We start from the raw sequence: 14,456 nt of genomic DNA, 5'->3' as shown, positions 1-14,456 counted from the left end.
CGCGCTGCTGCCGTTTCTGGCCAAACTGAACTCATGCCGTCTCCGTTCCACGTCCCATTATCGGCTTGTGATCCTATGCCGCGCTGTGCAGCGGCCTACCCGCCACTTCGGCCAGCAGGCGCTCGAGATCGATGTCGGCGTTGCGATGTTCGCCGACGATCGTCTGCTCCGACATCACCAGGATGCGGTCGGCCGTCTCCAGCGCCTCGTCGAGTTCGGTGACGAACAGCAGTGTCGCCCGGCCGCTGGCGCTTGCCCTGAGCTTGGCCGCGATGTCGCGCCGGGCGGAGATGTCGACGCCCTGAAACGGCTCGTCCAGGATGAACAGTCTGGCGGCCTGCGACATCCAGCGTGCCACCATCACCTTCTGCTGATTGCCGCCGGAAAGGGCCGACATCTCGTCCTTCTCCGAGCGGCAGACGATGCCCAGTTCCTGGATCTGCCGGCGGGCCGTGGCGCGTTCGATACGGCGCCTGAGAACACCGAGGCGCGAGGTCCGCTTGAGGAACGGCAGGCTGACATTCCGCTCGATGTTGAAGTCGCCGACGATGCCGCTTGTCGCGCGGTCCTTGGCGACGAGGAACACGCCGGCCGCGATCGCCTCACCGGCCGATCCTGGTGCATAGGGCCTGCCGTTCATGGTCATGGTGCCGGCGAGCGGCTTGCGCACGCCAAACAGCATCTCGGCGAGCGCGGTCTTGCCGACGCCGACGAGGCCGGTGACGGCTACGACCTCGCCGTCGCCGAGCGTCAGCGAGAATGGCCGGGCGCCTTCCGCAATGCGCAGGCCGTCGGCCGTCAGGACAGCCTTGGCCGAGTTCCTCGCGACGATGCGGTCGAGATGGATCTTGCGGCCGAGCATGGCGTTGACCGCGCCTTCATAGTCGAGCGGCTTCTGGTCGAAGACGCCCGAGATGATGCCGTCGCGCATCGAGACGATGCGGTCGGCAAGCCGCCTGATGTCCGACACGCGATGCGAGATATAGAGGATCGCCACGCCTTGCTCGCGCAGCCGATCGAGCAGCGCGAACAGCCGGTCGGCCTCAGTGCTGGACAGGGAAGAGGTCGGCTCGTCGAGGATCAGCACTTTCGGCTGATGCGCCATGGCGCGCGCAATCGCCACCATCTGGCGGTCGGCCAGTGAAAGATCGCTGATGCGGGCCCTGAGGTCGATGACCAGCCCCATGCGGTCGGCAACGGCCTTCGCCTCGCGGCGCACCCGGCCCGGATTGAACAGGAACGGCGCACTGCTGCCGCTCAGCCGGTCGAGCGTCAGATTGGTGGCGACGTCGAGATCGGCGACGACGCCGTCATTGATGTTCTGGTGAACGGTGACGACGCCGGCACGGATCGCTTCCGCCGGCGTGTTCGGCGCAAAGGCTTTGTGGGCAAAATCTGGGCCTGCCAGGCCCATGGTGCCGCCGCCGCGCTCATAGACGCCGCTGATGATCTTGACCAGGGTGGATTTGCCGGCGCCGTTGGCGCCCATCAGCACGGTGACTTCGCCGGCATGCAGTTCGAGCGAGACGCCGCCAAGCACCTCGATATGGCCGAAGGATTTCCTCAGGCCGTCCACGCGGAACACGGCATGATTGCCCATTCGTTCCTCCCTGACCGTGACGCTATGGGCTCCACCGGCAATTGTCAACACGATTGACAATTGCCAGATGGCTTCCTAGCTTGGCCCCGCCGCCATGCCTCCGTTATATCAGGAGCGCATATGCGGGAGGATGACGATGACTGGGAAATTGCCGTTCGAAGCACTGTCGGTCGAGACGCTTTCGATGCGCCTTGGCACAAACGATGCGCTGTGCGCGCGGATCGGCAAGGACACGGCGAACTGGAAAGTCCGCGAAGTCGGCGACGGCAATCTGAACCTGGTGTTCATTGTCGAGGGCGACAAGGGCGCCGCAGTGGTCAAGCAGGCCCTGCCCTATGTCCGCCTGGTCGGCGACAGCTGGCCGCTGCCCTTGAAGCGCTCCTTCTTCGAATATCATGCGCTGACACGGCAAGAGGCGCGCGCGCCCGGCTCGGTGCCGGCCATCCATCACTTTGACGAAGGCCAGGCGCTGATCATCATGGAGTATCTGTCGCCGCACATCATCCTGCGGCGGGCGCTGATCGAAGGCCGGCAGTTGCCGAACATCGCGAGGGATATCGGCCTGTTCATGGCCCGCACTTTGTTTCGCGGTTCCGACCTCAGCATGGCGGCAAAGGATCGCAAGGCGGATCTGGCGCTGTTCGCCGACAATGTCGAGCTCTGCGACATCACGGAGAATCTGGTGTTCTCGGATCCCTATTTCGACGCCAGGATGAACCGGCATACGAGCCCGCAGCTTGACGGCCTCGTCGCCGAATTGCGCGCCGATCGCGACCTCAAGGTCGAGGCGCAAAGGCTGAAGCATCTCTTTGCCGCCAACGCGGAAACGCTGCTGCATGGCGATTTGCATTCCGGCTCGATCATGGTCACCGACACCGAAACCAGGATGATCGATCCCGAATTCGCCTTCTACGGTCCGATGGCCTTCGATGTCGGCATGCTGCTCGCCAATTTCTGGATGGCCTTCTTCTCGCAGCGCGGACATGAGCAAGCGGGGCACGAACAGAAGGAAAAGCGCGACGCCATGCGCGCCTATCTGCTCGATGTGACCGTCGAGACATGGTCCGTCTTCCGCGCCGAGTTCTCGCATCTGTGGCGAACCGAACGCACCGGCATGCTTTACCAGAAGAGCCTGTTCGAGGATCAGGGCGACAGGCTCGGCGCCGAACAGGCGCTCGATCATGTGCTGCATCAGATCTGGGACGATTTGCTGGGCTTTGCCGGGATCGAGATCCACCGGCGCATCCTCGGCCTCGCGCACAACGCCGATTTCGAGACCATTGCCGACGAGGACCTGCGCGCCGCATGTGAGGCCAAGGCGCTGAAATTCGGTCGCCACCTCGCCGTCAACCGGCGCCAGATCCACAGTATCGACGAGGTCAACAATCTGGCCGCGCTGATCGAGCAGGAGAGCAGGATTTGAACGTCGGCGACCGCCACTACCGCACCATCTGGCTGAGTGACGACAAGCGCTCGGTCGAGATCATCGACCAGCGCTGGCTGCCGCATGATTTCCGCATCGAAAAGATCGGCACCGTCGCCGGCATCGCCACGGCGATCCGCGACATGTGGGTGCGTGGCGCGCCGCTGATCGGCGTCACCGCGGCTTACGGCGTCGCCATGCAGGTGGCCGACGACCCCTCGGACGCCGCGCTCGACGTGGTCTGGGAGACGTTGCACGAAACCCGCCCGACAGCGATCAATCTGCGCTGGGCGCTGGATGAGATGCGGCGCTTCCTCAAGCCGCTGCCGCACGAACGGCGCGCCGAGGCCGCCTATCGGCGCGCCGGCGAAATCGCCGATGAGGATGTCGGCCTCAACCGCGCCATCGGCGCCAACGGTCTTGAAATCATCAAGGCGATCGCGGCGCGCAAGCAGACGGGTGAACCGGTCAACATCCTGACCCATTGCAATGCGGGCTGGCTGGCCACCGTCGACTATGGCACTGCGACGGCGCCGATCTATCTGGCGACCGAGGCCGGCATTCCGGTCCACGTCTATGTCGACGAGACGCGCCCGCGCAACCAGGGCGCGCAACTCACCGCGTGGGAGATGGCGGGCCACGGCGTGCCGCACACGCTGATCGTCGACAATGCCGGCGGCCATCTGATGCAGCGCGGCGAGATCGACATGGTCATTGTCGGCACCGACCGCACGACAGCCGATGGCGATGTCTGCAATAAGATCGGCACCTATCTCAAGGCGCTGGCCGCCGCCGACAATGACGTACCGTTCTATGTTGCGCTGCCCTCGCCGACCATCGACTGGACGGTGCATGACGGACTTGCCGAAATCCCGATCGAGCAGCGCTCGGCCGACGAGGTTTCGCTGGTCTGGGGCAAGACAGCATCCGGGGAAATTGCCCAGGTCCGGGTATCCCCGGAGGCGACGCCGGCGGCAAACCCCGCCTTCGACGTGACCCCGGCGCGGCTGGTCACCGGCCTGATCACCGAACGCGGCGTCGCCAAGGCATCGCGCGACGGCCTCAAGGCGATGTTTCCCGAACGGGGTTAGTGCACGGCGCGGAACTTGAAGCGCGTCAGCATCGCCAGGTCGAGTTTCTTCCCACCCCACTATCAAGCATTCTAAGCTGCCGCGGCGTCGGGATCATGTCCACGCGTTCAACATGCATGCGCTTGCCTATTTGGTATGCTGGTATAATATGTACCTGACATAGCGTGTCCTGGGAGGTGCGCTGTGCTCGAGTAGCGGCCAAGCCGATCGTTTTGGGAGGAAAATCATGAGGTTTGCAATTGTGGCGGCGCTTGCCAGCGCCGCGAGTGTTTTCGTGTTGCCGGCAATGGCGTCGCCCGACGCGCCGGTCATCGCGCTCGCCAATGCCTATTACGGCAACACTTGGCGGCATCAGATGGTGGAAGCATTCGAAGCCTCGGCCAAGGAGGCGAAGGCTGCCGGACAGATCGCCGATTACATCGTCATGAACGGCGACGGTTCGGTGGCTCAGCAAAACAGCCAGATCGCCGAACTGATCCTCAAGAAGGTCGACGTGCTCGCCGTCGATGCCGCCTCGGAGACCGCGGTCAACGGCATCATCGAGAAGGCGTGCAAGGCCGGCATCATCGTCATCACCTTCGACTCCGTTGCGTCGGCCCCTTGCAACTATCAGCTCAATTTCGATTTCAAGGGCTACAAGGCGGCCCAGGCCGAGGCAGTCTTCAAGATGCTCGGCGGCAAGGGCAACGTCATCCAGGTACGTGGCGTGAAAGGCTCGGCGCCCGACAACGACATGTTCAACGCGCAGCAGTCGGTGCTGGCGAAATATCCCGATATCAAGGTGGTCGCCACCGTCTATGGCCAGGCGACCGCTTCGGTGGCTCAGGCGGCCATCGCCAATGTGTTGCCTTCGCTGCCGCATGTCGATGCCGTACTTGGCCAGGGCGGCAGCGACGATGTCGGCATCGCGCAGGCCTTCGTCCAGTATGGCGGCGAATACCAGGGCAAGATGCCGATCATCGAAGGCGGCGGCGGCACCGATTTCGTCAAATGGTGGGCCGATGAAAATGCCAGGAACGGCTACCAGACCGTCTCGATGAACACCACGCCGGGTATCGGCGGCGCCGCGTTCTGGCTCGGCCTGTCGCTGCTGAAGGGCGCCCAGGCGCCCAAGCTGATGATCATGCCGGTGGCGACGGTCGACGCCGGCAATCTCAAGGAATACGCCAAGCTGCCGGGCGGCCAGATCATCAGCCCCAGCTATTCGCTGGACTGGGTGAAGCAGAACCTGCTGAGCAAGTAGCGCGCCAATCGTCCCTCGATCGGGCGCCGCCGGCTGGCCGCGCCCGATCTCCGCCATGCCAGGAAACGGAGGACGAAAATGTCCCACCTTGCCGTCGCCGATCAGGAAAACGCCGCGTCGGCGGAGCCTGTCGCACCCGGCCGGCAAGGCGTCGTCTCGCTCACTGGGATAACGAAGAGTTTCGGACCGACGCTCGCCAATGCGGGGATCGACCTTTCCGTTCGCGCCGGCGACGTGATCGGGCTGGTTGGCGGAAATGGCGCGGGGAAGTCAACCCTGATGCGCATACTGTGTGGCGCGATGTGGCCGACGCTGGGCTCGATTTCATTTGCCGGCGAACAGATCAGCTTCGCCGACTACAGCACTGGCGAGGCGCAGCGGCGCGGCATCCGCATGGTGCATCAGGAACTTTCGCTCTGCGCCAATCTATCGGTGGCCGAAAATTTCTTTCTGGAGATACCGGCGGAGGCGGCAAGCCGTCCAGGCTGGCGGTCACCTTACCGGGCGCGCGCCCGCGCCGCGCTCGATGCGGTGTTTCCCGAAAACGGCATCGATGCCGACGCCGAGGTCGCACATCTCTCCATCGCCGAACGGCAGATGGTGGAGATCGCGCGTGCGGCGGCAACGCCCGGTGTCAAGCTGATCGTCCTCGACGAGCCGACATCCGCGCTCGATCTCGACCGTTCGCGACAGCTGAGGGCCTTTATCCGCGAGCGGGCGAAGGCAGGGCTTGCCTTCATCTTCATCAGCCACAAGCTGCAAGAGATCATCGACATCGCCACCGAAATCGTGGTGTTGCGCAACGGGGGCACGGCGTGGCAGGGCCATGCCGCGGACGCCTCGATCGGCCGGCTGGTGCAGCTGATGGGCGGCGACGCCAATCCGGTGCACCAGCATACCGCCGCCGTCTCCACCCAGGACGTGCTGGTGCGGCTGTCCGGCCCGCTGACGGCCGAGCTTGGCCACGACATCGACATCGTGCGTGGCGAGATCGTCGGGCTGGCAGGGCTGGAGGGCAGCGGCCAGAAAGAGTTGCTGCATGCGATCTTCAATCCCGGCCGCAAACAGGATGCTGCGATCACAAGGCATGCGGAGGCCGGTTTCATTGCAGGAGACCGCCAGAAGGAAGGCGTGTTTCCCTTGTGGAGCGTACTGTCGAACATCAGCATCGGCAGCCTTGCCCGCCGCCCGGCGCTGAGCCTGGTTTCCGACCGCGTCAACCGCGCTACGGCTGCGAGCGCCGCCAGCCGGCTGCGGCTCGACGACAGGCGCTTCGATTCTGACATCACCGAGTTGAGCGGCGGCAATCAGCAAAAGGCGCTGGTCGCCAGGGCGCTGGTCACTGATGCGCCGATTGTCCTGCTCGACGATCCGACGCGCGGCGTCGATATCGCCACCAAGCAGGATTTTTACCGGCTTTGCAACGAGATCGCGCGTGGTGGACGGGCACTGATCTGGCTTACGACCGAGGATGCCGAACTGGTGGCCTGCGACCGCGTACTGGTCTTCGCCGGTGGGCGGATCGTCAGGGAACTGACGGGCGAGGCGATCACGGAAGCCGCGATCGTCGGGGCGTCCTTCGCGCAGCCGGGTGACAGGCTTGCCGGCGCAGGGCAACGGGAAACACCCGCGGCCAGGCTCGGCCGCAGGCTGGTGAATGCGGCGCCGTTCATCGGCCTTGCAGTGGTGCTCGCGGTCATGATCTCAGCCAATCCGGCCGTCGCCTCGGTATTCGGCCTCGACCTGCTGCTGATGCCGGCGCTGTCATTGGTGCTGGTGACGGCGGCGCAGATGTTCATCGTCGGCGGCAGCGAGATCGATCTCGGCGTCGGCGCCTTCGCCGGCCTCGTCAGCGTTCTCAGCGCCACGCTGCTCTATGACCAGCCATGGCTTGGCGCCGTTGCGCTGGTTGCGACGCTGGCTGCCTATGCCGGCCTCGGCGGGCTGATCCAGGCGCGCAAGATCCCGGCAATCGTCGTCACGCTCGGCGCATCGTTCATCTGGGTGGGGCTGGGCTATGCGCTGCAGCCGACGCCTGGCGGCGCCAGCCCGGAATGGCTGTCGGCGCTCTTCAACTGGTCGGTAGGCATGGTGCCCACCTCCATCATCCTCATAGCAGCCGTCGCGCTGGTCGTCCTGATCATCGACCGGCTGCCGCTCGGCGTCGTCCTGCGCGGTTTCGGCAACAATCCGGCGGCGATGATCCGGTCCGGATGGTCGCCGACCCGCTACGCGGTGGCGCGCTATCTCATCGCCGGCCTGTTTGCGGGTGCGGCCGGCCTGTCGCTGACGGCAATCAACACGGCGAGCGACATCAATTCAGGCAATTCGTTCACCTTGCTCAGCGTCGCCGCCGTGGTGATGGGCGGCTGTTCGCTGCTGGGCGGCATCATCTCGCCGGTCGGCGCCGTCGTTGGCGCCGTGACGCTGTCGCTGATCGGGGCGCTGCTCGGCACGCTGAATGTGAGCAGCGATTTCAACGCCGCGACGCAAGGGCTGATCCTGATCGCGCTGCTGACGCTGCGCAGCCTGACCGCCGACCGCAGGAGCGAACCATGAATGCTCCCTTCAGCATCTGGGCTCAGAGGAACCGCTGGATCTGGTCGGCGATCGGCGTGCTGCTTTTATGGCTCTTGCTGTCCGTCGTCACCAACCGCTTCAGCCTGTCCAGCCTGTCGGGCATCGTGCTGTCGGCGTCCTTCCTGACGATCGTCGGCATCGGCCAGATGTTCGTGGTGACGACCGGGCGCGGCAATATCGACCTCTCGGTCGCTTCGGTGATCACACTCAGTGCCTTTGTCGCGCTGCTCACCATCAAGGGGCAGGATGCCAACCTCGTCGTCGGCGTCCTTGCCGCAATCCTGCTTGGCCTTGCCGTCGGCGTGCTCAATTCGCTGCTCGTCGTCGGGCTGCGCATACCGGCCATCATCGCGACGCTGGCGACCGGCTACGTGCTGGCGACCGCGACGCTGCTGTCGAACAAGGCGATAGCCGGCTTCGCCGTCAGCCCGGCGCTGAAATACCTGGCTTCGGGTCGCATAGAAGGCGTACCGATCATGGCCATCATCGCCATTCTCGGCGTGGCGGCGACTTCCCTGGTGCTACGCTACACGGTGTTCGGGCAATTGCTGTCGGCGGTCGGCCAGAACCGCGCTGCCGCCCGGCTCGCCGGCATCCGCAACGGCCCGGTGATCGCTTCGGCCTTCATCATCTCGTCGGTGCTGGCGTCGCTCAACGGCTTGCTGCTCGGCGCCTATATTGGCGGCGCCTTCCTCGAAATGGGCCAGCCCTATCTCCTGCAGTCGATCGCCGCGGTGGTGCTTGGCGGAACGCTGATCTTCGGCGGCTCGGCTACGGCTGTCGGCACCTTGTTCGCCAGCATCCTTCTCATCCTGATCGTCACGACCATGCAGATCGTCGGCCTGCCGCCCGGCGCCCAGGATATCGTCCAGGGTATTGTCGTTATCTTCGTGCTGGCGCTTGCGGGCAGGCAAGCGCTGGCGCCGCGCTCCTCGGCAGAGCCCGCGAGCGACCAGAACAGTTCCGCGGCGCTGGCGAAGGATGGGTCGCCTTAAAAGGCGGAAGCCTGCAGCTTTCCAATTGCCAAATTATGGTAGCGTGATTATACCAGTTAACAAGATGACGATTGGCGATGCCATCGTTCGAGATCAGGAGTACTGTTAGATGACAACGATTGCGCTGTTTGGTGCCGGCGGCAAAATGGGTTACCGCCTGTCGACCAATTTTCGCGGCTCGGCCTACACGATACGCCATGTCGAGGTCAGCGACGCCGGCCGCGAGCGGCTGAAGGCCGGACTGGGCTTCGATACGGTCGGCCCCGACGAGGCGCTCAAGGGCGCCGATGTGGTGATCCTGGCGGTTCCCGACACGCATATCGGCAAGGTGGCGACCAGCATCGAGACCAAGCTTGCGCCGGGCACGATGGTCGTCGTGCTCGACGCCGCCGCTCCTTTCGCCGGCCATCTGCCGAAGCGGCCGGACCTGACCTATTTCGTCACCCATCCCTGCCATCCGCCGATCTTCAACGACGAGACCGACATGGCGGCCAAGAAGGACTATTTCGGCGGTGTCAAGGCCAAGCAGCACATGGTCAGCGCGCTGATGCAGGGACCGGAAGAAGATTACGCCAAGGGCGAAGCGATCGCCAAGATCATCTGGGCCCCGGTGATGCGGTCGCATCGCGTGACGGTCGAACAGATGGCGTTGCTGGAGCCGGGCCTGTCAGAAACCGTCTGTGCCTCCTTGCTCGTCGTCATGAAGGAAGCCGTCGACGAGGTCGTGGCGCGCGGCGTCGAGAAGCAGGCCGCGCTCGACTTCCTGCTCGGCCACATGAACGTGCTCGGCGCCGTCATCTTCGGCGAAACCAAGGGCGTGTTCTCCGACGCCTGCAACAAGGCCATCGAGTTCGGCAAGCCGGTGCTGATGCGCGACGACTGGAAGCGGGTGTTCGAGCCGGAAGAGATCGCCGCGAGCATTCAGCGCATCACCTGAGGCGCACCGACCTCGAACGGCTCATCAGGTACATGTCATCTGAATTTGTCATTGACTCATCATACCAGTTGGCTTAGCTGTTTAGTGGCTAGGAACAATCGGGCTTCGCAGCGAATTCAGACCTGAACGGATGGAGGATTGCTGGGAGCGACGATCCGCTGATGAAGCCGCAAACGGCTTTTGAACCCGAGGCGGTCCGTGGCCTGCGCTGCCTGGCGAATTGAATGCAGACAATGGCCTTGGTTGATCGAGGCACATTTTTTCAAACGGGAGGACTTCATGAAACTCACTCGCAGAATGACACTTGCGGCTTTTGCCGGCATGCTGGCGCTCGGCACCGCCGCGCCTGCCTATGCGGCGGACCTCATCGCCATCATCACGCCTTCACACGACAATCCGTTCTTCAAGGCTGAGGCCGTCGGCGCCGAAGCCAAGGCCAAGGAGCTCGGCTACGAGACGCTCGTGCTGGTGCATGACGACGACGCCAGCAAACAGTCGCAACTGATCGACACGGCGATCGGGCGCGGCGCCAAGGCGATCATCCTCGACAATGCCGGCGCGGATGCCACCGTCGCGGCCGTGCAGAAGGCCAAGGACGCCGGCGTGCCTTCGTTCCTCATCGACCGCGAGATCAACGCCACCGGCGTCGCCGTCGCGCAGATCGTCTCGAACAACTACCAGGGCGCCCAGCTCGGCGCGCAGGAGTTCGTGAAGCTGATGGGGGAGAAGGGCAATTATGTCGAACTGGTCGGCAAGGAATCCGACACCAATGCCGGCATCCGCTCAAAGGGCTATCACGACGTCATCGACGAATATCCTGATCTGAAGATGGTCGCCCAGCAGTCGGCCAACTGGAGCCAGACCGAAGCCTATTCCAAGATGGAGTCGATCCTGCAGGCCAATCCGGACATCAAGGGCGTGATCTCCGGCAACGACACGATGGCGATGGGCGCCTGGGCAGCGCTCGAGGCCGCCGGCCGCAAGGACGTGATCGTCGTCGGCTTCGACGGCTCGAACGATGTGCGCGACTCGATCAAGGCGGGCGGCATCAAGGCGACCGTGCTGCAGCCCGCCTATGCGCAGGCGCAGATGGCGGTCGAGCAGGCCGACGCCTTCATCAAGAACAAGAAATCTCCCGCCGAGGAAAAGCAGTTGATGGACTGCGTCCTGATCAATGGCGACAATGCCGCCAAGCTGGAGACGTTCGCGCTCACCAACTGAGCCGGCTGACATCAATCGCAAGGGACGGGCCTCGGGCTCGTCCCTTGCCTCCATTTTCAAGGGGCGCTCCGCGACCGCCATGCCGAACAGTCTGACATGTCCAACAAGCTGAACTGGCCGACCCTTGCCGGGATGGTCGGCCTCAGCCTGACTGCCTGCAAGATCCTGCCGACACCATCGGGGGAAAACGGCGGCAACGCGCCGGCCTTCAATCCCGACAAGATGGTCGAGGAGATCTGGGCGGCGAAGGTCATCCCCTATTTGCAGCAGAAGGCCGGACCGTTCGCCGAGGTCCATGCCCTGGCGAAAACCGATCCGGCCGCCGCCGGCGCCAAATATGGCAATCCGAAGAAGCAGGCGAATTCGCCGTGGACCTTCGCGGTTCGGCTGGAGGGCAAAATCGTTGCGGCAAATACGCAGTCCCGCGCCGCGACTGTCGATGTCGATGCCGACGGCGACGGCAAGGCGGATGCGCGGGTTCAGATCGGCCCCGCCATGCGCGGCACCGCGCTACGCGACAGCCTGGATTTCATCCAGTTCAACGATTTCACCAACCAGATCGACTTCGCCCAGTTCGGCAAGGCCCTCAACGCCCATGCCGACAAGACGGTGCTGTCCAAGCTGCCGCGCGAGGCGCTGGAGGGGCGGACAGCCAAAATACTGGGCGCCTATACGCCGGGCAGCGGCCAGGACCTGCCCCTGGTGACGCCGGCGGAGGCAGAGATCGGGCCGAAGCCATGACTTCTGAGCGAGAGATGGGGGCGACCGGTCATGACGTCATCCTGAAGCTGGAAGATGTCTCGAAGGTTTATTCAGGCACCGTCGCGGTCAAGCGCGCCAATTTCGAGGTGCGCAAGGGCGCGGTCAACGTGCTGGTCGGCGAGAACGGCGCCGGCAAGTCGACGCTGATGAAGATCATCGCCGGCGTCGAGCAGCCAACAGCAGGCCGCATTCTGCTCGATGGCGATGAGGTCTCGTTCTCGTCGTCCGGCGACGCAGTGAGCCGCGGCATCGGCATGGTGTTCCAGGAGCTGAACCTGTTCGGCAACATGAGTGTCGCCGAGAACATCTTCGCCACCCGCGAAATCACCAACCGCTTCCGCAAGATCGACCGCAAGGCACAGGAGCGCCGCGCGGCGGAATTCCTGGAGCGGCTGGAAGCCGGCATACGTCCGGACATGCTGGTCGAGGATCTGCGCATCGGCCAGCAGCAACTGGTCGAGATCGCCAAGGCGGTTTCGCTCGATGCGCGCATCCTGATCATGGACGAGCCGACCTCGGCGCTGAGCGCGGCCGAAGTCGAGATTCTGTTCAAGGTGATCGCTGACCTCAAGGCGCGCGGCGTGGCGATCGTCTACATCTCGCACCGGCTGGAAGAACTGATCCGCATCGGCGACTACATCACCGTGCTGCGCGACGGCCGCATCACAGGCCAGGAAGAGATGAAAAACGTCGACACGCAATGGATCGTGCGACAGATGATCGGCTCGGACGCCAAGGATTTCGCCAAGGCCGACGGCCATGTTGCGGGCGAAGAAATCTTCCGCGCCGAGGCGATCTGCCTGCCGCGCGCGACCGGCGGACTTGCCGTCGACCATGTCTCGCTGTCGCTGCGCGCCGGCGAGATCCTCGGCATATACGGGCTGATGGGCGCCGGGCGCAGCGAGCTGTTCGACTGCATCATGGGACGCCACGGCCAGGCGACCGGAGAGATCTTCATCGCCGGCAAGAAGGTGCGCGAGCGCGACACGACACGGCGCATCCGGCGCGGGCTGGCGCTGATCCCCGAAGACCGCCAGCGCGAAGGACTGGTGTCGATCCTCTCCGTCGCCAGCAATCTGACGCTGGCCAGCCTGTCGCGGTTTGTGCGGCTGTTCCACATCAGCGGAGCGGACGAACGCCAAGCGGTGACCGGGATGGTGCGGGAACTGGCGATCAAGGTGGCCGACCCGGCGCAGGAGGTCTCCTCGCTGTCGGGTGGCAACCAGCAGAAGGTGGTGATCGGCAAGGCGCTGCTCACCGGGCCGAAGGTGCTGTTGATGGACGAGCCCAGCCGCGGCATCGATGTCGGCGCCAAGGCGGATGTGTTCCGCACCATGCGCCGGCTTTCGCGAGACGGACTTGGCATCCTTTTCGCCACCTCCGATCTCGACGAGGTGATGGCGCTCTCCGACCGGATCGCCGTGATGAGCAATGGAAAACTGACCGGCATGTTCGATCGCGCCGAGGCAACGGAAGCGGCAATCGTCGCCGCCTCGGCATTTGGCCACGGACCGGTCCCGCATACGGAGAACAAGGCCCATGACTGACATCCCGGCCAAGGCGGCTGTCTCCTCCGCTTCGCGCGGCTCGGTGCTGCTGACGCTGATGAAGGCGAGGACCTTCATCGCGCTGATCGCGGTGCTGGTCTTCTTTTCGATCGCGGCGCCGAATTTCCTGTCGGCCGCCAACCTGATCCTGATGTCGAAACACGTGGCGCTGAACGCCTTCCTGGCGATGGGCATGACCTTCGTCATCGTCACCGGCGGCATCGACCTGTCGGTCGGCTCGATCGTCGGCCTGTGCGGCATGGTGGCCGGCTACCTCGTGCTCAACGGCATCGACCTGCAGATCGGCTATACGATCTATTTCAACGTCTTCGAGATCGCGCTGATCACGCTTCTGGTCGGCATATTGATCGGCGCCGTCAACGGATTGCTGATCACCAGACTGAATGTGGCGCCGTTCATCGCCACGCTTGGCGTGCTCTATGTGGCGCGCGGCCTGGCGCTGCTGTCATCCGACGGCCGCACCTTCCCGAACCTCGTCGGCAAGCCGGAACTCGGCACCACCGGCTTCGGCTTCCTCGGCGCCGGCCGGCTGCTCGGCCTGCCGGTCTCGATCTGGATCCTGGTGGTGGTGGCGCTGGGCGCGGCCTATCTCGCGCGCTACACGCCGCTCGGGCGCCACATCTTCGCCGTCGGCGGCAACGAACGGGCGGCGCGGATATCAGGCGTGCGCGTCAACATGGTGAAGATGTTCGTCTATATGTTTTCGGGCTTCTGCGCGGCCATCGTCGGCCTGATCATCTCGTCCGAACTGATGGCCTCGCATCCGGCGACCGGCGAAAGTTTTGAGCTCAACGCCATCGCGGCGGCGGTGCTCGGCGGCACCTCGATGTCGGGCGGCCGCGGCACGATCGGCGGCACCATCGTCGGCGCCTTCGTCATCGGCATTCTGTCCGACGGGCTGGTGATGATGGGGGTGAGCTCGTTCTGGCAGATGGTGATCAAGGGCCTCGTCATCATCGTCGCCGTCGTCGTCGATCAAGCGCAGCGCCGGCTGCAACAGCGGGTTACGCTGATGCAGATGGCAAAGGCAGGCTGA

Annotated in this window: 11 protein-coding genes; 10 read left to right on the top strand and 1 reads right to left on the bottom strand. The window is 64.2% G+C overall.

The window, feature by feature from the left end:
* Positions 1–73: 73 nt before the first annotated feature.
* On the bottom strand, positions 74–1,600 hold the full coding sequence (locus tag MESS2_RS27070) for a sugar ABC transporter ATP-binding protein (protein ID WP_008877780.1): 1,527 nt from the start codon (positions 1,598–1,600) through the stop codon (positions 74–76).
* A 136-nt stretch (positions 1,601–1,736) separates the two neighbouring features.
* Here MESS2_RS27070 and mtnK point away from each other — a divergent pair, with 136 nt between their 5' ends.
* The 10 genes from mtnK to MESS2_RS27020 all read left to right on the top strand — a co-directional run bounded on the left by mtnK (position 1,737) and on the right by MESS2_RS27020 (position 14,456).
* Entirely contained in the window at positions 1,737–3,023 is a 1,287-nt protein-coding gene (mtnK, locus tag MESS2_RS27065) for an S-methyl-5-thioribose kinase (RefSeq protein ID WP_008877779.1), read from the top strand.
* Positions 3,020–4,114, top strand: a complete 1,095-nt coding sequence (gene mtnA, locus MESS2_RS27060; protein WP_008877778.1) for an S-methyl-5-thioribose-1-phosphate isomerase — start codon at positions 3,020–3,022, stop codon at positions 4,112–4,114. The genes mtnK and mtnA overlap by 4 nt, the downstream gene beginning before the upstream one ends.
* 226 nt (positions 4,115–4,340) lie before the next feature.
* Positions 4,341–5,357 carry an ABC transporter substrate-binding protein gene (locus tag MESS2_RS27055; RefSeq protein WP_008877777.1) on the top strand — a complete coding sequence of 339 codons (1,017 nt, stop codon included), beginning with the start codon at positions 4,341–4,343 and terminating at the stop codon, positions 5,355–5,357.
* A 78-nt stretch (positions 5,358–5,435) separates the two neighbouring features.
* Positions 5,436–7,916, top strand: coding sequence for an ATP-binding cassette domain-containing protein (locus tag MESS2_RS27050; protein WP_008877776.1), 2,481 nt, complete (start codon positions 5,436–5,438; stop codon positions 7,914–7,916).
* Entirely contained in the window at positions 7,913–8,932 is a 1,020-nt protein-coding gene (locus MESS2_RS27045) for an ABC transporter permease (RefSeq protein WP_008877775.1), read from the top strand. The genes MESS2_RS27050 and MESS2_RS27045 overlap by 4 nt, the downstream gene beginning before the upstream one ends.
* A 109-nt stretch (positions 8,933–9,041) precedes the next feature.
* On the top strand, positions 9,042–9,869 hold the full coding sequence (locus tag MESS2_RS27040) for a phosphogluconate dehydrogenase C-terminal domain-containing protein (RefSeq protein ID WP_008877774.1): 828 nt from the start codon (positions 9,042–9,044) through the stop codon (positions 9,867–9,869).
* Positions 9,870–10,148: 279 nt separating this feature from the next.
* Positions 10,149–11,090: a D-ribose ABC transporter substrate-binding protein gene (locus MESS2_RS27035; protein ID WP_008877773.1), complete on the top strand. Its 942-nt coding sequence runs from the start codon at positions 10,149–10,151 to the stop codon at positions 11,088–11,090.
* Between the two features lie 96 nt (positions 11,091–11,186).
* Positions 11,187–11,831: a DUF2291 family protein gene (locus MESS2_RS27030; protein ID WP_008877772.1), complete on the top strand. Its 645-nt coding sequence runs from the start codon at positions 11,187–11,189 to the stop codon at positions 11,829–11,831.
* Between the two features lie 14 nt (positions 11,832–11,845).
* Positions 11,846–13,399 carry a sugar ABC transporter ATP-binding protein gene (locus tag MESS2_RS27025; RefSeq protein ID WP_008877771.1) on the top strand — a complete coding sequence of 518 codons (1,554 nt, stop codon included), beginning with the start codon at positions 11,846–11,848 and terminating at the stop codon, positions 13,397–13,399.
* A complete protein-coding gene (locus MESS2_RS27020) occupies positions 13,392–14,456 on the top strand; it encodes an ABC transporter permease (protein WP_008877770.1) in 1,065 nt (354 codons plus the stop codon). The genes MESS2_RS27025 and MESS2_RS27020 overlap by 8 nt, the downstream gene beginning before the upstream one ends.

The organism is Mesorhizobium metallidurans STM 2683 (assembly GCF_000350085.1).
Lineage (GTDB): Bacteria > Pseudomonadota > Alphaproteobacteria > Rhizobiales > Rhizobiaceae > Mesorhizobium > Mesorhizobium metallidurans.
Note: the sequence above shows the minus strand (reverse complement) of the source record. Positions and strands in the feature narration are given on the sequence as shown.